This window comes from Microcoleus sp. B4-C1 (assembly GCF_036705285.1).
Taxonomy (GTDB): Bacteria; Cyanobacteriota; Cyanobacteriia; order Cyanobacteriales; family Microcoleaceae; genus Microcoleus.
Genome location: NZ_JAUBUC010000013.1, coordinates 41,048 through 64,292 on the forward strand (window position 1 = coordinate 41,048; position 23,245 = coordinate 64,292).

Below are 23,245 nucleotides of genomic sequence, written 5' to 3' on the forward strand. Positions count from 1 at the left end.
GACTAATTGCCGATCGCTATTTTTCTGCTAATTTCACTTTGGTTGCCAAACCCAGCGATTGCAGCAATTGAATTGTCATCCAGGTGAAGTCGATTTCCCACCATTGGAGACCGTGGCGAGCCGAGTATTGAAAGGCGTGGTGGTTGTTGTGCCAGCCTTCGCCGTAGGTAAGGAGGGCAACCCACCAGCAGTTGGTCGAGCGATCGCCCGACTCGTAGGTGCGGTAGCCGAATTTGTGGGTAGCGCTGTTAACCAGCCAAGTGCAGTGGAACACCACCACGATCCGCAGAAACACGCCCCACACCACGAAAGACCAGCCGCCTAATAAATAAAGCAACACACCGAAGACAACTTGGATGGGGATAAAATATGCTTGGAGAAACTTGTATACTGGGTCGTCGCCGATGTCTTTAGTAAAGCGGGGGATTTCCACTCTGATCGGGAGATCCGATAGCATCCAGCCCATGTGGCTCCACCAGAAGCCTTGATTGGAATCGTGGGGATCTGTTTCGGTGTCGGAATGTATGTGGTGTAACCGGTGCATTCCTACCCAGTCGATCGGGCCACCTTCACAGGAAAGGGTACCGCAAATAACTAGAAAATACTCTAGCCATTTGGGTGTTTGAAAACTGCGGTGGGTGACGAGGCGGTGATATCCGAGAGTAATTCCTAAACCACCTGTTACCCAATGCAGGAAGACTGCTAGCCCGACCGCAGACCAGCTAAAATTACCCGGCAGCAAAGCAAATAAAGCACCGATGTGCAGAAAGGCCATAAAGCCTACGACAGGCCAATCAGGAGAAGTTTTTTTGGAAGTTGCAATCGTCATGAATATATTATGTTTACAAACTAGGGGCCGCATCTACGCCATAATGAACAGCGCGCACGCAAAGGGTGAGCGAGGTATAGATGAATAGCGTTTCACGGCTACAGGAAGCAGAACAGGCACTCTTTCAGATTTTTTCTGGTATTGACACTACAGTCAAGCAAAATCTTCAACGAGTCTTAAAAGCTTTTCGCAGCCACCGGGTTGGAGTCCACCATTTTGCAGGGGTTACGGGTTACGGCCACGATGATTTGGGTCGGGAGACTTTGGACGGGGTGTTTGCCGAAGTGGTAGGGGCCCAGGCTGCGGCTGTCCGGGTACAGTTTGTTTCGGGTACTCACGCGATCGCCTGTGCTCTTTTTGGCATCCTGCGTCCTGGTGACGAAATGTTGGCAGTGGCTGGTTCTCCCTACGATACTTTAGAAGAAGTGATCGGCTTGCGCGGGCAAGGTCAAGGTTCACTGCTTGAGTTTGGCATTAGTTACCGTGAGTTGCCTCTAACTCGCGAAGGAAGTTTGGATTGGCAGGCATTGAGCTCTACTATTTCAGCAAAGACTCGCCTGGTTTTTATCCAGCGCTCTTGCGGCTATTCTTGGCGGTCGAGTTTGTCTATTTCTGAGATTGAAAAAATCGTCGCCATAGTCAAACATCAGAATCCTAACACAATTTGCTTTGTTGATAATTGTTACGGGGAGTTTGTGGATGATTGCGAACCTACTGCTGTGGGTGCGGATCTGATGGCTGGTTCTTTAATCAAAAATCCGGGGGGTACGATCGTCCCTGCTGGAGGTTACGTCGCCGGCAGGGCGGATTTGGTGGAGGCGGCAACTTGTCGCTTGACGGCACCGGGAATCGGCAGCAGCGGCGGCGCAACTTTTGATTTGAATCGGTTGCTGTTTCAGGGTTTGTTTATGGCTCCCGGTTGTGTGGGCGAGGCGATGAAGGGCAATCATTTGACGGCTTATGTTTTTTATAAGTTGGGTTATCGAGTGAATCCTATGCCTTTGGCTAGAAGACGAGATGTGATTCAGGCGATCGAATTCGGTTCTGCTGATAAGTTAATTGCTTTTTGTCGGGCTGTTCAGCAAAATTCCCCCGTCGGTTCCTATTTAGATCCGGTGCCGGCTCCGATGCACGGGTATGAAAGTCAGTTAGTGATGGCTGGGGGTACTTTTATTGATGGGAGTACGTCGGAGTTTTCGGCTGACGGGCCTCTGCGGGAGCCTTACGTGGCTTTTTGTCAGGGGGGGACTCATTGGACTCATGTATCGATCGCCCTGGAGGATGCGATCGAGGCTGTGGGCCCCGCTAAGGAATGAGAATTAAATAACTTACAATGCGTGATGGTTCTTGTGGGATGGGCGTCCCGCCCGTCCAGAAAGGGCGGGCTATAAGAGCCCAACCCCTACTCCCCACTTTCAAGAGTGTAAATTATTTAATTCGCAATCCTAAGTAAGTTGGAGGGGCGGTACGGTATGGGGGATACCTGGGTTTGCATGGTGATTTTTGGGGATTTTTTGAGCGCAGATGCAGGCAGATTGACGCTGATGAACGCAGATTAGAATATCTCTCCGGGCTCGGCTGCTGGGAGTTTGCTCGCCGGCGCGATCGCGCCGGAACCTGTACTCAGCATCAGAGTTAAAATTAATATCGCTGTATTTGCGAGTTTACTCAGCTTTTTTGAGTGCTTGAATATCACCTTGCATAATCAAACTGACATTGCGCGAAATCTTGTCTATTTCCCACTCCCACCACCTAATTTCTAATAGTTGTGCTACTTCAGCATCGCTAAAACGCTGTTTGATTGGATGGGCGGGATTTCCACCTGCAATGGTGTAAGGGGGAATGTCTTTTACTACAACGGATTTGGCGGCAATGACTGCACCGTCGCCGATTTTTACTCCGGGCATAATCAGGGATTCATAGCCGATCCAAACATCATTGCCAATGACGGTATCGCCTTTACTTGGCAGTTCCATTAATAAATTCATGGCTGTTTCCCACCCATTTCCAAAAACCGGAAAAGGATAAGTTGAAATTCCGTCGAGTTTGTGATTTGCACCGTTCATTATGAATTTGACGTTGGTGGCGATCGCACAAAATTTACCAATAATTAATCGGTCGTTTCCGTAGTTATAAAGTACATTTTTTTCAAAATTTTCTGGATCTATTGGATCGTCGTAATATGAGTAATCGCCGACGATAATGTTGGGGGATTTAATAAAGTTTTTGATGAAGCATACGCGCCGCTGATCGGCCATCGGATAAGGTCGGTTTGGATCGGGTCCAATTTCTGTCATAAGTTTCAATCCTTATTTGTTAAGCTACTGGATTAATGTAGTGTTAATTCGAGTCAGGTTTGCTTCTAAGGAATGAGAATTAAATAACTTCCACAAGTTTGTGGGATGGGCGTCCCGCCCGTCCACTCATGACGGGCGGGACGCCCATCCAACAATAACAATTAAAATTGTAAGTTATTTAATTCGCGATCCTAATTCTTTAACATAGAGTAATAGAGTTTGTCAAGGGGTGGTAGAGAAATTTTGGGGCGATCGCCCTGCAAGAAATGAGCCAAAATGGTAAAAGACAACATCCATCCGCGTTCTGAAGGGGTTAAAAACCCCAAATTAATATTAAAGAAGCGATCGCAGTGAGATAATTTATGAGAGTACGAACCTACGAAATCGGTGATACCCAACAAATTGTAAAACTGTTTTACGACACCGTACACGAAGTAAACATCCGCGATTACACACAAGCACAAGTAGATGCTTGGGCACCAGCAGATATCGATATTGAAAGTTGGACTAAAAGTTTAAGCAGTAAATTTACTTTCGTAGCAGAAGAGGGCGATCAAATTGCAGGTTTTGGGGAATTAGAAGCAAGCGGCCATATCGATTGCTTTTTCTGTCATCAACATTTTCAAAGGCAAGGAGTCGGCAGGCTAATTTTAAAACAAATTGAGTCAAAAGCCAAAGACTTAGGAATTAACAAGTTATTTACCGAAGCCAGCATTACAGCTCGACCTTTTTTTGAAAGCCTGGGATTTATTGCGATCAGAAAACAAGAAGTAGAACGCAGAGGACAAAAATTCATCAACTTTGCGATGGAAAAAAATATATAAACAACGATTTGTGTAAAATTAGATCGAAGAGTTTTACTCAGGAGTTGCGATGGTGACGGAAGCTACAAATGTGCTGGGCGGAAAATTAGAGACTTGCTGCACTTCGCCAATGACAGGATATTATCGGGACGGCAAATGCAATACAGGTGGTGGCGATTTTGGGGCTCACACTGTTTGTGCTCAACTGACAGAAGAGTTTTTGCAATTCACCAAGTCGAATGGAAATGATTTGAGCACTCCGGTTCCCGAATTTAACTTTCCCGGTTTGAAGCCTGGGGATTGCTGGTGTTTGTGCGCTTCTCGGTGGAAGGAAGCAATGGATGCGGGAGTTGCCCCGCTTGTGGTTTTGGCTGCGACTCACGCCTTGACTTTGGAATACGTTTCTTTGGATGAATTGAAGCAGCACGCTGCTGATTTGTAAGGTGCATCTGTTTGAATTATTTCTGATGCTGACGGGATATTTTTCCTGACGTACCGTACCCAATCGATTTAACCGTAGGGTGCGTCAGTTTGCATAATCTACTCTGGAAGCGAAAATATTTCTACTGACGCACCTAATTCAATGTTCGTAGTGAGGACTCAATTCCTCAGCAGTCAAGGACTAAAGTCCTCACTACAAACTAATACCAATTCTCCAAAATATTGCAACAGTTATGAGTTTTTGCTTGGTTTCCTGAAAGACTGTATGCACCGGTGCGTCGCTGTGAGATAGTCGCTTTTTTTGATAATTTAAGGGTAGCGACGCACCCTACAGCTACTAATTGAAGACAGCAAGATAGCACCAATTAACGGGGAAAATCAGGTGCAAATACTGGGCCGCCGGGAAACATAGGGACTCCCAAACGAGTATCTATCGGGGGGTTGGTTGGTGCTTCCCAATAACAGATAGACTCTGGCTTAAGAGGGCAATTTTTTGGAGCGATCGGATTTTCGCTAAGCCCGATCACAGTCAGTTTAGTCAAAGATTGCAAAGGTTTGATGTCACTAATTTGATTGTTGTTGAGGTCGAGCTGTGTCAGGTTAATCAAAGATGCTAGGGGTTTGATGTCACTAATTTGATTGTTGTCAAGCCTGACTAAAGTCAGTTTAGTTAAGGATTCTAAAGGTCTGATGTCGCTGATTTGATTGTCAATGAGGTTGAGCGAAGTCAGGTTAGTCAAGGATGCTAGCGGTTTGATGTCGGTGATTTGATTGTCAATGAGGTTGAGCGAAGTCAGGTTAGTCAAAGATGCTAGGGGTTTGATGTCGCTGATTTGATTGTCGATGAGGTAGAGCGAAGTCAGTTTAGTCAAGAATGCTAGGGGTTTGATGTCGCTGATTTGATTTCCGTCGAGGTAGAGCCAACTCAGGTTAGTCAAGGATGCTAGCGGTTTGATGTCGCTGATTTGATTGTCGATGAGGTAGAGCCAACTTAGGTTAGTCAAAGATGCTAGGGGCTTGATGTCGGTGATTTGATTTCCGTTGAGGTAGAGATCGGTCAGGTTAGTCAAAGATGCTAGGGGTTTGATGTCGCTGATTTGATTGTCGATGAGGTTGAGCGAAGTCAGTTTAGCCAAGGATTCTAGCGGTTTAATTTCGCTGATTTTATTGTTATCGAGCTTGAGCTGTGTCACGTTGGTCAAAGATTCTAGCGGTTTAATGTCGCTGATTTGATTGTTACCGAGGAAGAGATCAGTCAGGTTAGTTAAAGATTGTAAGGGTTTAATGTCGCTGATTTTATTGTTATTGAGGGAGAGAAACGTGAGACTCGAAAGTTTCTGATTAGCCACATCGCACTCAGTAGTTCCTGCTTCCTTCAACAGCACTTCAACAGTATGTTTAGTTTCAGGACTCAAAGCATCTTTTTCGCGACACCAATCCGCAAATGTTCGTCCACTGTTTCCCGATCGCACTTCTGCTGCTTTCGCCGACACTCCATTTCCAGATAATGCTAGAAGCACACAACAAGTAAGTGCGATCGACCTTGGTAAATTGATATATTTCTGTGCCACTATAAGTGTCATAATCTTATATATCTAATTGAAAGTTAAAGCCATCTTGCACCACAAACACAACCAATAATTGATTCAGTCCTTTTCAAAGGACTTAAGCTTTGAGGCAGGGGTTTAAACCCCTGCCGGACTGAAGGAAAGAGGGCAATATCATGTCCCTGCAAAATACCTCTTAAAAACTCTCCGAATCACCTCACTCAGGCAACTTATACTGTCCCACAATCCGCTTAGCATATTCCGGCACATGAGCCTCCAATTTCTCCGGGTAATTCCGCTTCACGTAGAGATAATTGCGAGTAAAATGAGAATCAATCGAAAACCGAGCATATTCCAAACCCTTCGGCCCAATTCTCTCAATAAACACGCCCATTAACTTCGCCGCCCACATCGGCAAAGTCACTCCTTTTTCATAAGCCGGAATGCTTTGCTGAACCGCTTCTTTTCGGTTTCCCTTAGACATCACCGGCTGAGTATTTAACTGATCCGTTACCAAATCTAACATCTCTTGCCCGGTGTCATTTCGCACCACAATCCACTGCCAGCCAAAAGGTGCTCCCATGTAGCCCACAACTAAATCTGCTAAAGAATTCACATAATCAAAACAGCTCAAACAAGAAGGAGCAAAAACATCTTTCAATTCCTTAGTATTCAAGCCAAAAAACGGCACTTTCTCTTCCGAACCATCTTCGTGTTTGAAGTGAACGTTAAAGTCTTGCATAAACTCATAAGATACAACTGTTTCGGGAGAACGGCTAGTCGTATCGAGAAATTTCTGCAAGCCCGCGCGGCTGACATTATCGACACAGGGAGTTCCCAAAACGTAGAGCTTTTCTAAACCGAGTTTTTTCTCGACTGTTCGCAAGGCTTGAATTTGACAGCCGACGCCAATTACTAACAGCCGCTTCATCCCCGATTTTTCGATTTGTTCTAATACTGAAAGATTGGGAGAGAGTGTTGGTTTGTTGACTTTTGCTGCGAGAATTTCTTCGCGATTTCTAGCAATTATCGGCATCGGTTGAAAGCGGTCTTCTTTAGTATTTTGGACACACACAACGCCTTCTACAATTCCTTTTTCGAGCATTTCAATGGCAATTGTGCTGACGATTCCCGTCCACTGAGCACCCTCGATCGGCTCTTTTTTCCGAGCCGCCATCATGTTTTGACTGACTCCGAAATACCAATCGTCGGGATTGTCGAGATTGCGCGATCGCCCGTGAATCTCTTCTTCTAATTCCGCGATATGCTGTGTTAAGAAAGCACAAGATTCCTTGACATAATGGATGTAATATGTATCGCACAAACCGCACTCGCTGCAAAGTTCTTTAGCGGGGCGGCGGCTACCCGGTTTGAGGGCCTTGGATTTTTGGTGCTTAGCAGAATCTGTTGCGGTCATCTAAATTACTTATTTTATGCAGATATGGCTTTTGTTAGGATATCACAGCAATTTCGGTTGTTACCTCCTTTATTCTTTAGACCTCTTGCAAAAATCCTTTCATCAATTGATGGGACGGGCAAGATGCCCGTCCCACAAGAGTTATTTCTTCTTGTGGGACGGGCATCTTGCCCGTCCTAATTATTTTTGCAAGAGGTCTATTCTGTCAGTCCTCGCAGGCGGACGCAAGCTTGTGGGGGAGCAAATTCGGTTCGCCCGAAATTGGCGGTTTTCACAAGTTAAAAAATATTAGTCAGGATTTACCTAAGTTGCGCTAGAAACCCAGTTTCTTGCTGAATACCTCACTGTTAAACCTAAGATTTCTGGTAAAAACCGGGTTTCTTTGTGTAGTTTGGGTAAAAAAATTCGGTTTCAGAGCATCGCAGTGCGTCCCAGAGTCTTTGTGTAAGTCCTATTAGTATCAATCCGGATCTAGCGGGCGATCGCGCGAATACATTGCCAAATAAAGCTATAAAAAAATGGTAAAAATGTTTGTGACAACAGCCGTCGCTGGCATCATGATGAATCTCGCAATTTCGAGCTTAGGATTTGCTGCTTTAGTTCGTCCGGTTCCTGCTATGAATCAAACTGTTGTGACTCTAGAAAGAATGCTCAGCGCGACACAAAAGCCGGCGGCGCTGAACTATTCGCGCCTGGGGATTGGGGGCGTTCGGTTGGGGATGTCTGTAGAAGAGGCAAAACGTAAGTTGGGAAAACCGCAGCGCGACGAAACTAAACCTGCTGGCCCTGGGATAGGCGGCAAGATTCGCACGCTAACTTACTCAGGATTGACGGTAGCAGCATGGGAGGGCAAAGTTTATTTAGTTTCTACTACCAATCCTAAGTTTCTGACAATTGATGGTGTGAAGGTAGGAGATAACAGCCAAAAAGTAGTTAAAACTTACGGTTACGGGTCGCAATCTGTGCAGGGTGGAGTGACTCGGTTGACTTACAGCAATGACCAAAAGGCTTCTAATTTGATTTGGGAAATTAAGGGCGATCGCGTACATAAAATTCTTGTGAGCACGCAGCTAAACTGAAATATTAAACAACTGTGCAAAAGTCCGGGTTCACAAGTTTGTAGTAATGACTTTATTCCTTATTTATGAGGATTTTTAGCCTTTCTGTGAGTTGACTGGAGGGCTTTTTCCTGATGTACGCGCGTGCGTAGCTATCCCGTAGGGAATCGCCCGCGTCTCCTTAATCCTCTTCATCATCATCCGACAATTGTGTCATTTCCTCAGCAATTAGTGTCTGAAAATCCTCTCCGCAGTGAACGTTGAGATGGATTGCAGCACTCAGGAACTCTGCTAGAATTTCAGCTTTTTGTCGATCGCTCAAATCAGGTAACTGAAGCTGATGGATTAAAGTAATCACATTTTGACACTCAGTACCCAATTCATCAATTAACGTTCTCAGCGTAGAATTAGTTACAGAAATTGTCCGATCGCTAACTTGCATCTTTATTTACCCAATCGTTTTAAAGCTTGCTGAATTCCTTTCTCAAAAGCTCGAATTTCACTTTCCCAATGCCGGATTAAGCCTTCATCGGGAAAATCCTTCTCATATTCCAGTCTAATCTTTTCTTCATGTTCTGCAATCCGCTTGTTCAAGGAACGAAGAGCTTTTTTGTGATTTTTATTCCCCATAGAGTCTCACACCCATAAAAAAAAGTAGAGGTGCGATCGATCGCATCTCTACAGTAATTCTAAATAAGGTGCACATTGTGCACCCTACCAATTAGCGGTTCTGGGGAACAGGAGCACTCGGTGCTCCAGAAAAAGTCGCCTCACCAGTCTTAGCCCGCTTTTTGATCAAGATAGGCTTGACGCTGTTTTCTCCACCAATCGGGGGATCTTCTTGTTGAGCGTAATCCGCGCCCATCCAAGCAGGACGGCTTTGATCGAAAGCCATTTGCAAAGCAGCAGCGGCGATCGCGTGGGAGTCGTACTCCTCGGATAACTGAGACACCAGAGGCAAGAAAGATGCCATCCGTTCGCCAGCCAAAGCTTCGCGAACTTTACCCTGCATTTTTTCCAACTGACGAGCTTCAATTTGCGCCCGTGTCGGAATGTTTCGCACCGTCAAGCTCGATCGAACGTGGCGTTCAATCAAACGTAGTTTGCGGCGATCGACCGGTTGAATCAGCGTAATCGCCGTTCCTTCGCGACCAGCCCGGCCCGTGCGTCCGATCCGGTGAACGTAGCTTTCCACACTGTCGGGCAAATCGTAGTTAATCACGTGAGTCAAGTGATCCACGTCCAAACCCCGCGCCGCAATATCAGTCGCCACTACCCAGCGCACCTGACATTGGCGGAACCGATGCAGCAAGCGTTCCCGCTGTGCCTGATTCAAATTACCGTGATACTCATCAACGCTGTGACCTGCTGCTTGCAGTTGGCTGGTGAGTTCTGCCGCCGACTGCCGAGTCCGCACAAAAATCAGTGCAGATTCCGGGTCTTCCATTTCTAAAATTGGCTGTAGGGCTCTTGCCTTCGACCAGCCACGGGGAATCATGTACACGCCTTGGCTGATGCGCTTTGGCGTTGCTTTTGGCTGTTCTACGGTGACGTTGACTGGGTTGCGTAAATGCCGCGACACCAATTTCCGAATGGAAGCTTCCATCGTCGCCGAGAAAAATGCCGTTTGACGTTCTTTTGGTGCAGCATCCAAGATTTTTTCCACATCTTGGATAAAGCCCATGCTCAGCATTTCGTCAGCTTCATCCAAAACCAGCCACTTTACCTTGTCTAGTTTCAGGCTGCCACGGCTGAGCATATCCAATATGCGTCCGGGTGTACCGACAACGACGTGCACGCCGCGCTTCAAACGCTGCATTTGACGATCGATCGATTGACCGCCGTACACTGTCAGAACTTGCAGAGAGCGACCCACTTTTACCGGGCCGTCGCTGCTGATGCCGCTCAAATCACGGATGGCTTCAGTTACTTGCATCGCCAATTCGCGAGTCGGCGTCAGCACCAGTGCTTGCACCGCAGTTACATCTAAATCAATCCGCTCCAAGATGGGCAACGAGAATGCTGCCGTTTTGCCTGTCCCTGTTTGGGCTTGGCCCACAACGTCGCGACCTGCTAGCAAGTGCGGAATTGCTTGTACTTGGATGGGAGTAGGTTCTGTAAAGCCTAGTGTTTCCAGATGGAGAACGAGTTCTTCCGAAAGACCTAAGCCTTCAAACAATAAATTCATTAATGCTCCTAATAACGAGTCTTAGCCTTCTAAGTTGCCCAACTCGGATGCGGATTTCTGCTCTAGGGCAGGAACTCATAAGAGTTCTTTATGGTGCTGCGCCTGCGCGCACCTTCTTAAATAGCAATCGAGTATAGGGCAGCTCCGTCGATGGTGACTAAATTTACCAATTCGACAGCCGTCTTTGATTTTGTGACATCACCGATACCAACCGCCAGGGGTCGGGTTATAGGCTTCCAACATTCTTAAAACAGGACATTGGACTTCCTTTGAGGTACTTGCAAGCTTTCCCTCTTAGGCATTTTATAGTGAGGATCATGCCAGCCCCACTTCACTACATAGTAGTAACAGGTTGTTTGGTTCAGGCGCTATCCCGCAATCCGTCGCCTGCGGGATTGAGCGGGGGATGGGGCGACCGTTACCGCCTATCCATCTCAACACTCTTTCGGGATACCGTTGTGGTGTAGGGCGGACGGCGAAGCAATCTCAAATTATCCCCGCTTATTTCTGGCTTGTTACCATCATAACTCTTTACATTCAGAAACAAAACATTAAATTCGTTAAAATTTTCCGATGTTCTGTAGAGATTACCGCACCCCGACGGGGAGGGTCGATTGCCAGATAGGGGCTAAAAAAGTTTAGAACCCCTTTGCTACATATCTTTGCACAATTGTGTACTAACCGTTACTTTTGTTGCACAATCCGCTAATCATTTTTGGCTCGTGTCCGGTTTTTGTTCGCCGCACCGTCTCAGGCAACAGTTCCAGCAATACTTACACTTGACCGTAGAGGTCGTAGACATCTGCACCAGTAATTTTCACAGATACGATTGAACCCAGCCGCGCTTCTCCTGTGACGTAGACGAGTCCATCTACTTCTGGGGAAAACCGAGCGGATCTACCAATCAACTCGCCTGTCTCTGGTTGTTCTTGTTCTATCAGGACATCAACTACCTGACCGACAGACTCTTGATTCTTCTTCAATGATATAGGTTGTTGTGCCGCCATTACCGAATTTCGCCGCATTTCCATTATTTCTGCAGGTATTTGCTGAGGCAAGCTGAAGGCTGGGGTTCCTTCTTCTGGCGAAAATACAAAAACTCCTACGTGATCGAATTCATGGCGCTTGACAAATTCCAGCAAGTGTGCTGCGTGTTCGTCCGTTTCGCCGGGGAAGCCAACAATAAAAGTTGTCCGCATCACAGCGCCGGGAAGTGCTGCTTTGAGCCGATCGACTATGGCATCATTGATCCCAGCTTGAAAAGGCCGATTCATCGCCCGCAAAATTTCGGGATGGGAATGTTGCAGGGGTAAATCCAAATACGGCAAAACGTTGGGCGTTTCGCGGATTGCCTCGACAACTTGCGGAGTCAAACCTGTAGGATAGGCGTAGTGCATCCGAATCCAAGGTACATCTACTTCACCCAAAGCCCGAAGCAGTTCGGCTAGTTTCGGTTCGCCATAAATATCTTTGCCGTAGTTGGTGGTAATTTGAGAAATTAAGATAATTTCCTTTACCCCTTCGGAGGCTAATTGCTTAGCTTCGGCGACGATAGATTCGATCGTCCGCGATCGTTGATTTCCGCGCAAGTGCGGGATAATGCAAAATGCACAGCGGTAGTCGCAGCCTTCTGCTATTCGCAGATAAGCGACACCTTCCGATGTCGTGCGGTAGCGGGGAGTAGTTTCGTCAGCGATGTAAGTAGGTTCTGAGGAGACGAGGGAAACTCGATCGCCCTTTTCCACCTGCTGCATAACATTGACGATTTTGTGATAGTCGCCGGTGCCGACAATTGCCACTGCTTCGGGCAATTCGTCCAGCAATTCCTGCTGAAAATGCTGTGCCATGCAGCCGGTGATGACTACTTTTTTATTAGCTTCTGCCAATTCTACCAAGGTGCGGACTGACTCTTCTCGCGCCGCTTGGATAAAACTGCAAGTATTGACTACAACATAATCAGCTAATTCTTCATTAGAATCTACTTGATAGCCCGCTTGAGCCAGCAAGCCAATCATGTGTTCGGTATCGATGCGATTTTTTTCGCAGCCGAGGTGAGTAAATGCGATCGTTGGCTTCGTTGCCATGCAGTAATATTTGCTGTTGCGCTATTTCTAAGAACGTTTTATGATATCACACAATTTGACAACTTGCAATGTTGCATGGATTTGAACCGGGAATTCAGCATCAAAACCAAAGAAACCGGGTTTTCGGAAGTTTCTGCGACTGTAAAGAAGTCTCGCAAAAAAACCCGGTTTCTGACCACCCGTGCGTCAGCCACCCCTTGATGATGCGGTTTGTACTCCATTTGATATCCTTTTGATACCCGATCGTCGCATTCGTTCTAGGTAGGCTCGGCTAGAGGCAGACCGGCTCGAAAAATCTGCTCGGCAGTCAACCTCAACTCTGGGAAAGTCAGCGACTCAACTATGTCATCTCCCCGAAACAGGCTGATTTGATATTCCCCGTCAACTAACTGGTAAACCGAGATAGTAGGTTGTTTCGGATTGCCAATGAAGCGTCTGCCGCCCAAAGCAGCATAATCCACAACCCAATATTCTGGGATACTCAGTCTTTCATAATCGGCTACTTTAACCAGGTAATCATCTTGCCAGTTCGTACTGACTACTTCTACAGCTAGTCGCACTGAAGACCCCATCGTGATGATAGATTCTTTTTTCCAGCGTGGTTCATTTGCAAGTGCGGTTCTGTCTAGGACTATTACGTCTGGTTGATAACCTGCCTCGTCACGGGAAAGCTTGAATAAGCAGTCACCTGGAATTGAGTAGGGTAATTGCAGTCGCCTGATTTCAAAATTGATTTCACTGGAGATGAAACCCGTAACATCGGAATGGTCACCAGTTCCTAAAGGCATTTCAACAATTACTCCGTTGCGTAATTCGTACTTATGGACAGAGTTCTCTGGATACCAAGCAACGAACTCATCAAACGTGATTGTTTTCGATATGGTTTGGATCATGTTGTGATTTCCTCTGTCTGGTGATTAGTATGCGGAAAGCTAAAATATGACACAAGCTTTAGAGACAACGTTGTCTCTAAAGCTTGACAAATTAGACTGTAGCTGATAGTAGTCCGATCGCCCGTCCCGACAAAACAGCACTTGGTACAAAACGCCGATTTGTCACAAAACTGGTGTCCTTTTGTACCCATTTGATATCCTTTTGATACCGAATCGCCCCATTCATTCTAGCTTGGCTCAGTTGCAGGCAGACCGGCTCGAAAAATCTGCTCGACAGTCAACCTCAACTCTGGGAATGCCAGCGACTCAACTATGTCATCTCCCCGAAACAGGCTGATTTGATATTCCCCGTCAACTAACTGGTAAACCGAGATAGTAGGTTGTTTCGGATTGCCAATGAAGCGTCTGCCGCCCAAAGCAGCATAATCCACAACCCAATATTCCGAGATACCCAATCTTTCATAATCAGCTACTTTAACCAGGTAATCATCTTGCCAATTTGTACTGACGACCTCTACAGCCAGTCGCACCGAAGACCCCATCGTGATGATGGATTCCCTATCCCAGCGCGGTTCTCTTGCGAGAGCTGCTTCGTCTAGGACAACTGCGTCTGGCAGGTAGCCCGCCTCGTTGCGGACGGGTTTGAGCAAGCAGTCGCCGGGGATGGAATAAGGTAAGGAGCGGCGGTCAATTTCGATTGATAGTTTTGAACGGATGAAACCTATAACGCGGGAATGGCGGCCGGTTCCTAAAGGCATTTCAACAATTACTCCATTATGTAGTTCGTACTTATGGACAGAGTTCTCTGGATACCAGGCAACGAACTCATCAAACGTGATTGTTTTCGATATGGTTTGGATCATGTTGTGGTTTCCTCTGTCTGGTGATTAGTATGCGGAAAGCTAGAAGATGACACAAGTCTTTTCCGTAAAATACGGAAAAGACTTGACATAGGAAGTGAAGTTTGCTATTTTAGGTGGCCCACAATGTCAAAATACCGATCGCGCCGATCGACTGAATCTAAAAGTATCCACAGAAGTTCTTGATACGATCATTATTTCACCTTTAATGTCGCAAGGAGGCTCACGCTCTACCCGATAGGGTGAGCGTTGAGAGGAATTGCGACCAACAAAGTTCGGACTTGCGTAGCACTGCTTTTTAAGCTATCATGTCATAAGCGTGAGTTTTAAAAGTCGATGAAACAAGTCTTAACCCTAGTGGTAAAGCTTCAACCTACGCCAGAACAGCGTCAATTATTAGACGATACTACCAAGGCGTTTGCTGATGCTTGCAACTATATTAATAACAACGTTAAGGCGAGTTTGACAGAGAGAAACTCAATCCAAGCAGTTTGTTATCAAGACGTTAAAGAGCGTTTTGGTTTAACCGCTAATCATGTTGTTAGAGCTTGTGAAGCGAGTCGGTGCGAATCGTTTAACTGCCAAATATAAAGGCAAAAAAGTTAAAGGATTCAAGCCTACCAGTTTTGACTGTGATTCTCGTACTTTCCGTTTGATTGAAGACGGCTATTTAGCTAGTATCAGTACCACGGGAAAACGAATCAAAATACCAATGAGAGTTAGTAATTATCATCGCGGTCAACTCTCAGGTCAAAATCCAATTTCCGCACAATTATGTCAACATAAAGATGGGGATTGGTATATCCATATTCAAGTTAAAAATGATGTACCATCCCCTTTGAAAACCAGTCATGTCATGGGGGTCGATTTTGGCAGACGCGATATCGCTGTAACCAGTACAGGGAAGTCATGGTCTGGAAAAGAAATTCAAGACAAAAGAGATAAATTTAATCGGGTTCGGGCTTCTCTCCAAAAGAAAGCTACTCTAGGCACAAGGTCAACTAGACGTAGAGCTAGAAACATCTTGAAACGGTTATCGGGTAGAGAGAGACGGTATCAGGCATGGTTAAACCATAATATATCCAAAGCTATCATTAACGAAGCCAAGCAATCTCAATCCCTCATTGCTATTGAGGATTTAACAGGTATTCGAGGTAGAACCAATCAGAAACCGAGAAACAAGACTGAACGAAGACGGTCTAATTCTTGGGCTTTCTACCAACTGCGTCAATTTCTCGAATACAAAGGAATAAAAGAAGGAATTGAGATCCTAGCAGTTAACCCTGCTTATACCAGTCAAACCTGTCATTGTTGTCTGCACATTGGACTCAGAAACAATAAGTCTTTTAAGTGTAGTAATAAAGCTTGTGGATGGATTGGGGATGCTGATAATAATGGCTCGTTGATGATAGCTTTAGTGGGGCTGAGTGTAAACCAGCCTAGAGGTTCAGAATTGTTGGCTTGTCCAATTGATTCTAGGGCTACTGAAAGCCTACGCTGTACGCTTGCGTCAGCGTAGGTAGTTTACAAATTTTGTGATGTTTTAGCTACTCCGATCGCAAACTCAGCCTGAGTCATCTCTGCAAGGCATTTTGCAACATACTTTCAAAAAAAGTATCCAGAGAAGTTCCTGATGCTTTCGTCATTGCAGAAAGCACACTTTTCTGAGCAAAAGAACAGTACAGCCCCGCTTCCAAAAACCAAGGTTGTCCCTGCGGATCGATGCGAAAATCAAATAGACTATAATCGCGACAACCCAAAGCGATGTGGCATTTTCTGCCCTGGGCCCAAACTCTCTCCGTAATCGGATCGCTGGTGTCAACTATCCACGACTTGGTACTATCCTTAGAAGTCAAACTCAAGTTGCCATCGTCATTTTGTTTCAGCTTATCGGCATAACTCCGAATTGGCTTCGTATCAGGATGCACAGCATACTCTTCCAGCGGCAAGCAGACGAGCTCGCCGGCTTGGACAATAATCCCACAGCGAACTTCTCTACCCAATTCAATGAATTTTTCTACTAGCACTTCCTCTGAATGAGTCAATGCTGTCTGCAAAGCCGCATCATAGTCAGCAGCATTTTTAACTAAGGCAACTCCCAGAGAATTATCCGCATTCAGCGGCTTGATCACCACCGGAAAATCAATCGAAGGTCGATCGCCCGCGCGGACAACTTCTCCCAACGGTACACTTACCCCAGCGGCTGCTACTACTGCCTTAGTCTTCGCTTTATCAGCCACCAGCGCCATCAACTCTGCCGGATTACCCACATAAGGAATACTCAGCATATCGAACAAGCTACGGTATTGAGTCATGCCGGGGATGCAAAACATCTGCGGTACCATTACGTCAATCTTTAGCTGTGTCAGCACCTGCACAGCGCCCGCTAGAGACATGGGATTAGCCGCTGCGATCGCACCTTGATCGAGAGATGTAGGAAAACGCCATTGGTGATCGGGAGAAATATAGGCAATATGAAATTCATAGAGTGCTGAATTAGCAGTATTTTTCAGACAATCTTCTGCATAAAGGCGCGATAAATTACAGAAAAAATCGCTAACTGCCGATCCGACTAAATGCAAAACCCGTACTACTGACATCCTCAATCTCCCCCTATTTCCACAAGTTTGCCAATATTAAAATCAATCCGAATCCACTCTTTCGGCTTCTGTAAATTTCCCCATAACAACAAGGGAATTTGCCAATGATGCACCATCAAAAACGGCAGCGGATCGTCCCACTCGAAGATAGCATCTTTGCCTTGGGCGATAATTTGTAACCGCTCAGAAACGAGCTTCGGCGATCGCAAATGAGTCACCAATCGCCAAATTTCATGGTAAATCCAGTAAGTCGGGCGACTTGATGCCAAAGGCTGCACAGTCTGTGGTAAAGGGTCGAGATCCAAATAAGCTTTTGCCACATCGGGATGGTTGTAAAACATCGTGATGGCTGAATGGGTGCGGGGGTTGCATTCGATCGCGTAAATCTCTCCATCATCCGCCGCCTGAATGAAATCAAAGGAAATTTGTCCTGTCAGATTGAGACTCTTGGCAAATTGACGAATCCAATTTCCGATATCCGGGCGATCGACATTCTGGTAATTCACCTGAAAAGCCGACGATTCACAGCAACAGTGCAACTGAAGATGACCATCACGAATTGTACTGTGAGTGCAGAATTCTTGCCCTGGAATATACTCTTGCATAATCCAAGGTTTACTCTCAGAAATTGGTAATGAGTTGACAAAAGCGGCAGTTTCTGATGGGGTTTCGCAGGGTAATTTAGTTAAGTTTAACCTGCGGACAGAATCGTAGGGAATACTTTTGATAATATATGGACGCTGTGCATCACTAAAATCAAAATCGATTACTTGCTGCGGATTAGTAATGCGATAAGACTTCGGAACTCGCAGCCCCAATGCTGCCGCGGCTTTTGCAAAATCATATTTATCATCCAAACGTTGCAGAGTTTCGACATCTACGTGCATTACCGTACAGTGTCCAGAAAGTACCCTTTTGACTTCGGCATCGTAGTAACTGGCGACTGGACTACAAACGGGAACGTAAACATTAACTTTCTCTTGTTGGACAATTTTTAAGAGTGCTTGGGGGTATTCCTCTGTCTGGGGATTTGGTACTGTGTAAAAGCGATCGACTGCCCAAGAGTAACGATGACCCGTCAGCCAGTATTTCTCGCTTTCAACCAAAATTACCCGATGACCGGCATTATGGAACGATCGGGCTAGCTGCAATGCTTTGGTCATCTTGCCGCCACTGATTAAAATCGTTTGGGGAGTGGCTGTAGTCGATCGAGACTGAAACGGTTTGAGGATGATGGATCTCAGTAGGGCGATCGCAGTTAAAGCAATATTCAGGGGCATTACTAATAGCAGCAAAATTAATGTGGCTATGGTTTTGAATGCAGTCTGGAAGCGCCTATTCCCAGTGTTTGTTTCCTGTTCAGATGGCATCGCTGCCACAGAAACTGTTTCGAGCATAATTTTCTAGTAAGTAAACACTCTAATTAAAGGTAATATCAAATCTGTTAGCATCCGAATTATTCATATCTCTCTTGTTTTAATCTGCTTAATCTGCGTCCATCCACTGTCATCTGCGGTGAAGAAATTATCTTTTTTAAACCGCAGATGAGGGCAGATAAACACAGATTAACGCAGATGAATTATATGAATTCCGGTGGCACAGATCCGATCCGGCTAAATCCGCATGAGGACTTTGACCCCTCCTAGCTGGCCTGATTGAGGGAATCTCCGGGGCAAGAGAACACGCTCTAAACGCGCCGAATTAAGGTCAATCCATCTCTGAGCGGCACTAACACTTGCTCTACGCGCGGATCGTCAACTAGAGCCTGGTTGAATTTGGCGATCGCAACTCCGTTATCAGTAGCAGTACCTGACAAGTAGGGCTGTCCCTGCATCAGAGTATTGTCTGCACATATCAAGCCATTGGGAGCCAACAGCCCGGTAGTTAGGAGTAAATCGAGATAGTCTATGTATCCAGCTTTATCAGCATCGATAAATACCAAATCGAACACTTCTCCATTAGCAGCCAATTGTTTCATGGTTTCTAGAGCCGGTGCCACCTTCACTGAGATTTTGTGGCCGGCAGTAGATTCGTGAAAACACTTCTGGGCAAATTCAGCGACGTAAGCATCTACTTCGCAGGCTACCACCACTCCATCCACTGGCAGGGCTTCGGCCATTGCTAGTGCTGAGTACCCGGTAAACATCCCTATTTCCAGTACGCGCTGTGCTTTGGTGAGATGGACGAGAAACTTCAGCATTTGGCCTTCCACATGGCCCGAAAGCATTTCCTGTTCCAAGTGGCGCACTGTCTCGCCGTCAGAGAATCGCTTACTCCAATCTTCTGATTGGGTGCGCTTTACTAACGTGGCTAAGGCGGGAGATTCCGGCGTGGTACAAAGGTTCAGGTACGGATCGAGACCGTTTGCTAATTCGTAGGCTTGTTGTAATTGGGCCTTGAAAGCTCGATCGAGATTATCGATTTTTTCTACTTGCGAGGCGAGACTTTCGAGTAAAGAGGCTAAAATCCCGACTGGGGTAACGGGTCTCATCTTTATACCCCGGCTGTGGAACGAGTTGCAACTTTCTGCAATACCACATACATATCCTCGCCATCACCATGACGCGGATAGCCCTGACAGATTTCTCGATGCACCTCTAGGGCTTCATCCAACTCAGTTCGAGTCAAATCATTCATGAAAAAGCAGTCACCAATGGGGCATGGAGCTGCTGCACGCTGAAGGCCGTCGCGGGTACGACTGATCGATGTTGTGGCTTTCCAGAGCAGTTCTGATGTGAGATAAGGGCTGTCTATTGCTAGTCCGAGGCGGCTCATTAATCTTAAGATGCGATCGCGATCGGCGATCGAAATGTAGCCCCGCAGTTGGGCAATGGTGGCCGAAAAAGCCATATCGATGGCGACACTATGGCCGTGGAACATCGGAATTTCCGGTGTTAGTTCCAGCGTCGGACTCCAAGTGTGACCATAGGCAATCACTCGATCCAAATCTAGCTCGTGGAGGTTTGGTACTTCTAAGGCCAGCATTGACTGAATCGCGTTGTAGGTTAAGCGATGGGCCACTTCGCGCAGTTCAGATGTGCCGTCTAAATAACCAAAATGGCTGTGCAGCAATGCTTCGCCGTAGTTTTCTAACAACTCGAAGATTTCTTTGTTGCCTACTACGGCGATCTTAATTAACTCTGCCATGCCGTTTCGTATTTGGTCGATCGGCAGAGTTTTCAGAAAGGAGAAATCTAAGATTACTTTCTGCGAAGCGTGGTAAGCGCCGAGGCGGTTTTTCAGCTTACCGTGGTTCACAGCTACTTTGATTGCCACACTGGCATCAATCAGCCCAATTAAAGTTGTCGGTACGCGAATGTAGTTAGTCCGACGGCGATAGGATGAGCAGGCAAAACCAGCTACGTCTGTCGTCAATCCACCACCGACTACCAAAACAGGCTCCTTCCGCACGAGTCCGAAATCAACGAAGGCATCTATGATGCTTTCAAAAGTTTTTAAGGTCTTATCAGGTTCCTTGATATTAACTGGAAAGACTGTTAAATCTATCTCGTGATGCTTGAAATAATCCTGCATCTGTCCACCATAAAGACCATAGACTGTTTCATCTACAACCATTAAACAGCGACCAAATTGGCGGTAACTATCCGCAATCTCAGGATTCTCCAGCTTGAAAGCACCATCTACGTAGAGCAAGCTGAAATCTATTTTTTCGTACCCCTCAATTTGAAAAGCTCTATCGGTAGATGTAAACGTAGCTTGAATGTCACCCATAAGATTTTTGCACTTTCATGTTGATCAGTAACTGTAAGTATCTGGGCGAGCTTCAAAAGTATCAATCCTTTTGCTGGCAAACTTCCTAGACATTAACTTGACAATTTGTCATTTAATATGAACTTAACAATTCACCTAAAAATTTACTTTCAGAGTTGTTTGTTAAGACTAGGTTAAATACTGCTTATCGAGTATTTATACTTAAAGCATTTTGAGGATTGATTTGAGACCGCCTCAATGCTTACACAAAATTTAACATAACGAATTTCTCATCTTTATGCAACCAGATTCAGTAAAATTTGATATATTTTTTTTTAATATCATATTATCCAGAGACAAATCGCGAAAACCCGAAATTACAGCAGCCTCATCTATTGAAACGACTCGTTGCGATCGATCGTTGAAATCACTTTATCTTTTTTGAGCGGGTTCGCTGTGTATTTCCAGTTGATTAGACCTCTTGCAAAAGTCCTTTTCATAAATTTATTGGACGGGCGGGACGCCCATCCCACAAGAAAAAATAACTTTTGTGGGATGGGCCCCAGATCCCGTCCTAGTTATTTTTGCAAGAGGTCCATTATCAACCAAATTAAATATCCAATCAGCCGATTAATGCCTAGTTAATAAAGGGAATAATAAACCTGGATTTTAGATTACGAAATTTCCTGGGAACATATAGCAATCCTCGCATCATTTGTAAAAATATGTAGGGGTAGTGCTAAGAGTGCCTACCCCAGCCTGCATCGGGGCAACCACGGGGGGTTTGCCCCTACAAGAATTACACGAATCATTTAGGATTGCTATAAATCAAGCCCGATCGCCCGACAGCACTTTAACAGCAGCAGACGCAGGTAATGGAGCGTCAATCGATTTTAGATTTTAGATTTTAGATTTTAGATTTTAGATTTTAGATTTTAGAATTGACTTGCGCGAGATAAATGCGGGGGCTGGAGGATTTTAGATTTTAGATTTTGGATTGATTCCACGGATAAATGACGTGGCGGGTACCACCTTTGAAATTATTGGTCAAAATTGCCGCCCAAACTATTAACTTGAGGCATCAAAGTACCCATTTCCAATGGGCAAGATATTGGTCTAATTTGTCGATCGACCCAGAGTGGAATTTTTACCTTGGGGGCGGGTATAATCACCACCCCACAAGAGTCTTAAGATTTTTCCCGATGCAAATCTTGATGTTTTTTGAGCTTAAAAATACTGCTAAGCTGTTCTACATTTAAATTGTGTGTCAAAAATCACTAAAACTTTTGTGGGACGGGCTTCTAGCCTGTCCCGAATTTCCAATTTAAATGCGTAACAGCTTAGCCCAATTTAAGAGGGGATTTGATCCGACGATACATCGGGGGCGAGCGACAGATTTCCTTCGCCCGAAAGCACTTGAGCAGCAGATCCTGTAGTTAATCGATGATCGTAAGAGTGTGTTCCCAAACCCTTAACTTGGCGCATCAAAGTACCCATTTCCAAAGCACTCATCGCATAATTCCAGCCCAAATTGCTTTTAATTCCAGCCCTTTCCAAAGCTTGCTGCATCGTGTCAGTCGTCACCACCCCAAAAATCACCGGCACCCCTGTCTGAAAAGCAGCAGCAGCAATTCCCTTAGCAACCTCACCAGCCACAAAATCGAAATGAGGAGTTTGGCCCCGAATTACCGCACCCAGACAAATTACCGCATCGTAGCGGTGAGAAAGAGCCGCTTGGCGCGCCACCAAAGGAATCTCAAAACTTCCCGGAACCCAAAAAAAGTCCACCTGAGATCCATGAGGATTAATATCAACCCCGTGGCGTTTCAAACAATCTTGACATCCCTCCAAAAGTTTGTTAACCACCAAATCGTTAAAACGACCGATGACAATCGCAAATCGCAAAGATTCGGTGTGAGTAAAAGTTCCCTCGAAAACAGTCATAGTGTTCTACTTTAGATTTTAGATTTTAGGTTTTAGAGTTGTGTTTGTGAGAAGGCAAAAGTCAGAAAGCAGCAGCATCTCATCTGAATCTCAAGTGCAAAAACATACAGAATCGCGCGGTCTGGAAAATGCCTAGCTTCTGCCGAATGCCTTTTAATCGCTGGTGAATGCCTTCATCCTTCTATCTTTTACCTTCTTTATCCGATAGACTTGGGTGAAATTAAACGACTAAAAAGTTCAATACACCCACTGCAATAACCAGCAAAAACCACAGACCCGATCCGACATAAATCAGGGATTTAGACTGATTCCAGTTTTGGGGAGAGGCATAAGCAACTGGCACGCCAACGACCATCACAAAAGACAGCAGTACCAGACCCAGTAAAACCACTTGAAACAGAATTGATAACATCTTTTCTCCTTTCGATATAACCGTGCGTTGATCGGAAATAGTTTCCCAGAACCGAAAAAAATCTTCCAAATTCTAGTTTTTGACAGTTTCCCGATAGTCGATCGAGAAATTGTCGGTTGATTGATACGAAAGAACCCAGGCAAATTCGGGCGTTGCGCGAA

Annotated in this window: 23 protein-coding genes; 6 read left to right on the forward strand and 17 right to left on the reverse strand. The window is 45.6% G+C overall.

The window, feature by feature from the left end; all coding sequences use genetic code 11:
- Positions 1-16: 16 nt before the first annotated feature.
- Positions 17-829 (reverse strand): acyl-CoA desaturase, encoded by an 813-nt coding sequence (locus QUB26_RS07660; protein WP_333052723.1) that lies wholly within the window; start codon positions 827-829, stop codon positions 17-19.
- Positions 830-909: 80 nt separating this feature from the next.
- On the opposite strand from QUB26_RS07660, the gene QUB26_RS07665 reads away from it, so the two are divergent.
- Positions 910-2,145, forward strand: coding sequence for a methionine gamma-lyase family protein (locus tag QUB26_RS07665; protein ID WP_333243560.1), 1,236 nt, complete (start codon positions 910-912; stop codon positions 2,143-2,145).
- A 348-nt stretch (positions 2,146-2,493) separates the two neighbouring features.
- Here the strand turns inward: QUB26_RS07665 and QUB26_RS07670 are convergent, their stop codons facing one another.
- The gene (locus QUB26_RS07670; protein WP_333317360.1) at positions 2,494-3,126 is read right to left on the reverse strand and encodes a Vat family streptogramin A O-acetyltransferase; all 633 of its coding nucleotides are present in this window, start codon (positions 3,124-3,126) and stop codon (positions 2,494-2,496) included.
- A gap of 362 nt (positions 3,127-3,488) precedes the next feature.
- Here QUB26_RS07670 and QUB26_RS07675 point away from each other — a divergent pair, with 362 nt between their 5' ends.
- Positions 3,489-3,950, forward strand: a complete 462-nt coding sequence (locus QUB26_RS07675) for a GNAT family N-acetyltransferase (protein WP_333317361.1) — start codon at positions 3,489-3,491, stop codon at positions 3,948-3,950.
- Between the two features lie 49 nt (positions 3,951-3,999).
- Positions 4,000-4,371, forward strand: coding sequence for a DUF2237 domain-containing protein (locus QUB26_RS07680; RefSeq protein ID WP_333317363.1), 372 nt, complete (start codon positions 4,000-4,002; stop codon positions 4,369-4,371).
- Positions 4,372-4,735: 364 nt separating this feature from the next.
- Here the strand turns inward: QUB26_RS07680 and QUB26_RS07685 are convergent, their stop codons facing one another.
- Complete coding sequence (locus QUB26_RS07685; RefSeq protein ID WP_333317365.1) at positions 4,736-5,953, reverse strand: leucine-rich repeat domain-containing protein; 1,218 nt, start codon at positions 5,951-5,953, stop codon at positions 4,736-4,738.
- Between the two features lie 181 nt (positions 5,954-6,134).
- Complete coding sequence (locus QUB26_RS07690; protein WP_333238138.1) at positions 6,135-7,334, reverse strand: Coenzyme F420 hydrogenase/dehydrogenase, beta subunit C-terminal domain; 1,200 nt, start codon at positions 7,332-7,334, stop codon at positions 6,135-6,137.
- Positions 7,335-7,852: 518 nt separating this feature from the next.
- Here QUB26_RS07690 and QUB26_RS07695 point away from each other — a divergent pair.
- Positions 7,853-8,413, forward strand: a complete 561-nt coding sequence (locus QUB26_RS07695; protein ID WP_333317367.1) for a hypothetical protein — start codon at positions 7,853-7,855, stop codon at positions 8,411-8,413.
- A 160-nt stretch (positions 8,414-8,573) separates the two neighbouring features.
- On the opposite strand, the gene QUB26_RS07700 is transcribed toward QUB26_RS07695, so the two are convergent.
- The 7 genes from QUB26_RS07700 to QUB26_RS07730 all read right to left on the reverse strand — a co-directional run bounded on the left by QUB26_RS07700 (position 8,574) and on the right by QUB26_RS07730 (position 14,420).
- The gene (locus QUB26_RS07700; protein WP_333151551.1) at positions 8,574-8,834 is read right to left on the reverse strand and encodes a hypothetical protein; all 261 of its coding nucleotides are present in this window, start codon (positions 8,832-8,834) and stop codon (positions 8,574-8,576) included.
- A gap of 2 nt (positions 8,835-8,836) precedes the next feature.
- Positions 8,837-9,022 carry a hypothetical protein gene (locus QUB26_RS07705; protein WP_242725046.1) on the reverse strand — a complete coding sequence of 62 codons (186 nt, stop codon included), beginning with the start codon at positions 9,020-9,022 and terminating at the stop codon, positions 8,837-8,839.
- Between the two features lie 91 nt (positions 9,023-9,113).
- Positions 9,114-10,580 (reverse strand): DEAD/DEAH box helicase, encoded by a 1,467-nt coding sequence (locus QUB26_RS07710; protein WP_333317369.1) that lies wholly within the window; start codon positions 10,578-10,580, stop codon positions 9,114-9,116.
- A gap of 773 nt (positions 10,581-11,353) precedes the next feature.
- Entirely contained in the window at positions 11,354-12,664 is a 1,311-nt protein-coding gene (gene rimO, locus QUB26_RS07715) for a 30S ribosomal protein S12 methylthiotransferase RimO (protein ID WP_006633596.1), read from the reverse strand.
- Positions 12,665-12,921: 257 nt separating this feature from the next.
- On the reverse strand, positions 12,922-13,557 hold the full coding sequence (locus QUB26_RS07720) for a Uma2 family endonuclease (RefSeq protein ID WP_333317371.1): 636 nt from the start codon (positions 13,555-13,557) through the stop codon (positions 12,922-12,924).
- Between the two features lie 91 nt (positions 13,558-13,648).
- A complete protein-coding gene (locus QUB26_RS07725) occupies positions 13,649-13,783 on the reverse strand; it encodes a hypothetical protein (RefSeq protein ID WP_333317373.1) in 135 nt (44 codons plus the stop codon).
- 1 nt (position 13,784) lies between these two features.
- A complete protein-coding gene (locus QUB26_RS07730; protein ID WP_333317376.1) occupies positions 13,785-14,420 on the reverse strand; it encodes a Uma2 family endonuclease in 636 nt (211 codons plus the stop codon).
- Positions 14,421-14,753: 333 nt separating this feature from the next.
- On the opposite strand from QUB26_RS07730, the gene QUB26_RS07735 reads away from it, so the two are divergent.
- Positions 14,754-15,008 (forward strand): hypothetical protein, encoded by a 255-nt coding sequence (locus QUB26_RS07735; protein WP_333146151.1) that lies wholly within the window; start codon positions 14,754-14,756, stop codon positions 15,006-15,008.
- Positions 14,953-15,936, forward strand: a complete 984-nt coding sequence (locus tag QUB26_RS07740) for a transposase (protein WP_333238155.1) — start codon at positions 14,953-14,955, stop codon at positions 15,934-15,936. The genes QUB26_RS07735 and QUB26_RS07740 overlap by 56 nt, the downstream gene beginning before the upstream one ends.
- 55 nt (positions 15,937-15,991) lie before the next feature.
- Here the strand turns inward: QUB26_RS07740 and QUB26_RS07745 are convergent, their stop codons facing one another.
- The 6 genes from QUB26_RS07745 to psbZ all read right to left on the reverse strand — a co-directional run bounded on the left by QUB26_RS07745 (position 15,992) and on the right by psbZ (position 23,084).
- Positions 15,992-17,017 carry an ATP-binding protein gene (locus QUB26_RS07745; RefSeq protein WP_333317378.1) on the reverse strand — a complete coding sequence of 342 codons (1,026 nt, stop codon included), beginning with the start codon at positions 17,015-17,017 and terminating at the stop codon, positions 15,992-15,994.
- Between the two features lie 2 nt (positions 17,018-17,019).
- Positions 17,020-18,414, reverse strand: a complete 1,395-nt coding sequence (locus QUB26_RS07750) for an ATP-grasp enzyme (protein WP_333238159.1) — start codon at positions 18,412-18,414, stop codon at positions 17,020-17,022.
- Positions 18,415-18,704: 290 nt separating this feature from the next.
- Positions 18,705-19,508: a class I SAM-dependent methyltransferase gene (locus tag QUB26_RS07755; protein ID WP_333238161.1), complete on the reverse strand. Its 804-nt coding sequence runs from the start codon at positions 19,506-19,508 to the stop codon at positions 18,705-18,707.
- Positions 19,509-19,510: 2 nt separating this feature from the next.
- Entirely contained in the window at positions 19,511-20,749 is a 1,239-nt protein-coding gene (locus QUB26_RS07760) for a sedoheptulose 7-phosphate cyclase (protein ID WP_333238163.1), read from the reverse strand.
- 1,329 nt (positions 20,750-22,078) lie between these two features.
- A complete protein-coding gene (gene ribH, locus QUB26_RS07765; protein ID WP_333058250.1) occupies positions 22,079-22,672 on the reverse strand; it encodes a 6,7-dimethyl-8-ribityllumazine synthase in 594 nt (197 codons plus the stop codon).
- Positions 22,673-22,892: 220 nt separating this feature from the next.
- Positions 22,893-23,084, reverse strand: coding sequence for a photosystem II reaction center protein PsbZ (gene psbZ / locus QUB26_RS07770; protein WP_190735314.1), 192 nt, complete (start codon positions 23,082-23,084; stop codon positions 22,893-22,895).
- Positions 23,085-23,245: the final 161 nt, after the last annotated feature.

Coding starts and splice junctions, on each gene's coding strand:
- QUB26_RS07670 (WP_333317360.1), bottom strand. CDS start 3,126: ATGACAGAAATTGGACCCGATCCAAACCGACCTTATCCGATGGCCGAT.
- QUB26_RS07675 (WP_333317361.1), top strand. CDS start 3,489: ATGAGAGTACGAACCTACGAAATCGGTGATACCCAACAAATTGTAAAA.
- QUB26_RS07695 (WP_333317367.1), top strand. CDS start 7,853: ATGGTAAAAATGTTTGTGACAACAGCCGTCGCTGGCATCATGATGAAT.
- QUB26_RS07720 (WP_333317371.1), bottom strand. CDS start 13,557: ATGATCCAAACCATATCGAAAACAATCACGTTTGATGAGTTCGTTGCT.
- QUB26_RS07705 (WP_242725046.1), bottom strand. CDS start 9,022: ATGGGGAATAAAAATCACAAAAAAGCTCTTCGTTCCTTGAACAAGCGG.
- QUB26_RS07700 (WP_333151551.1), bottom strand. CDS start 8,834: ATGCAAGTTAGCGATCGGACAATTTCTGTAACTAATTCTACGCTGAGA.
- QUB26_RS07755 (WP_333238161.1), bottom strand. CDS start 19,508: ATGAGACCCGTTACCCCAGTCGGGATTTTAGCCTCTTTACTCGAAAGT.
- QUB26_RS07750 (WP_333238159.1), bottom strand. CDS start 18,414: ATGCTCGAAACAGTTTCTGTGGCAGCGATGCCATCTGAACAGGAAACA.
- QUB26_RS07685 (WP_333317365.1), bottom strand. CDS start 5,953: ATGACACTTATAGTGGCACAGAAATATATCAATTTACCAAGGTCGATC.
- QUB26_RS07660 (WP_333052723.1), bottom strand. CDS start 829: ATGACGATTGCAACTTCCAAAAAAACTTCTCCTGATTGGCCTGTCGTA.
- psbZ (WP_190735314.1), bottom strand. CDS start 23,084: ATGTTATCAATTCTGTTTCAAGTGGTTTTACTGGGTCTGGTACTGCTG.
- QUB26_RS07745 (WP_333317378.1), bottom strand. CDS start 17,017: ATGTCAGTAGTACGGGTTTTGCATTTAGTCGGATCGGCAGTTAGCGAT.
- rimO (WP_006633596.1), bottom strand. CDS start 12,664: ATGGCAACGAAGCCAACGATCGCATTTACTCACCTCGGCTGCGAAAAA.
- QUB26_RS07680 (WP_333317363.1), top strand. CDS start 4,000: ATGGTGACGGAAGCTACAAATGTGCTGGGCGGAAAATTAGAGACTTGC.
- QUB26_RS07735 (WP_333146151.1), top strand. CDS start 14,754: ATGAAACAAGTCTTAACCCTAGTGGTAAAGCTTCAACCTACGCCAGAA.
- QUB26_RS07725 (WP_333317373.1), bottom strand. CDS start 13,783: ATGAATGGGGCGATTCGGTATCAAAAGGATATCAAATGGGTACAAAAG.
- ribH (WP_333058250.1), bottom strand. CDS start 22,672: ATGACTGTTTTCGAGGGAACTTTTACTCACACCGAATCTTTGCGATTT.
- QUB26_RS07710 (WP_333317369.1), bottom strand. CDS start 10,580: ATGAATTTATTGTTTGAAGGCTTAGGTCTTTCGGAAGAACTCGTTCTC.
- QUB26_RS07760 (WP_333238163.1), bottom strand. CDS start 20,749: ATGGGTGACATTCAAGCTACGTTTACATCTACCGATAGAGCTTTTCAA.
- QUB26_RS07665 (WP_333243560.1), top strand. CDS start 910: ATGAATAGCGTTTCACGGCTACAGGAAGCAGAACAGGCACTCTTTCAG.
- QUB26_RS07690 (WP_333238138.1), bottom strand. CDS start 7,334: ATGACCGCAACAGATTCTGCTAAGCACCAAAAATCCAAGGCCCTCAAA.
- QUB26_RS07730 (WP_333317376.1), bottom strand. CDS start 14,420: ATGATCCAAACCATATCGAAAACAATCACGTTTGATGAGTTCGTTGCC.
- QUB26_RS07740 (WP_333238155.1), top strand. CDS start 14,953: ATGTTGTTAGAGCTTGTGAAGCGAGTCGGTGCGAATCGTTTAACTGCC.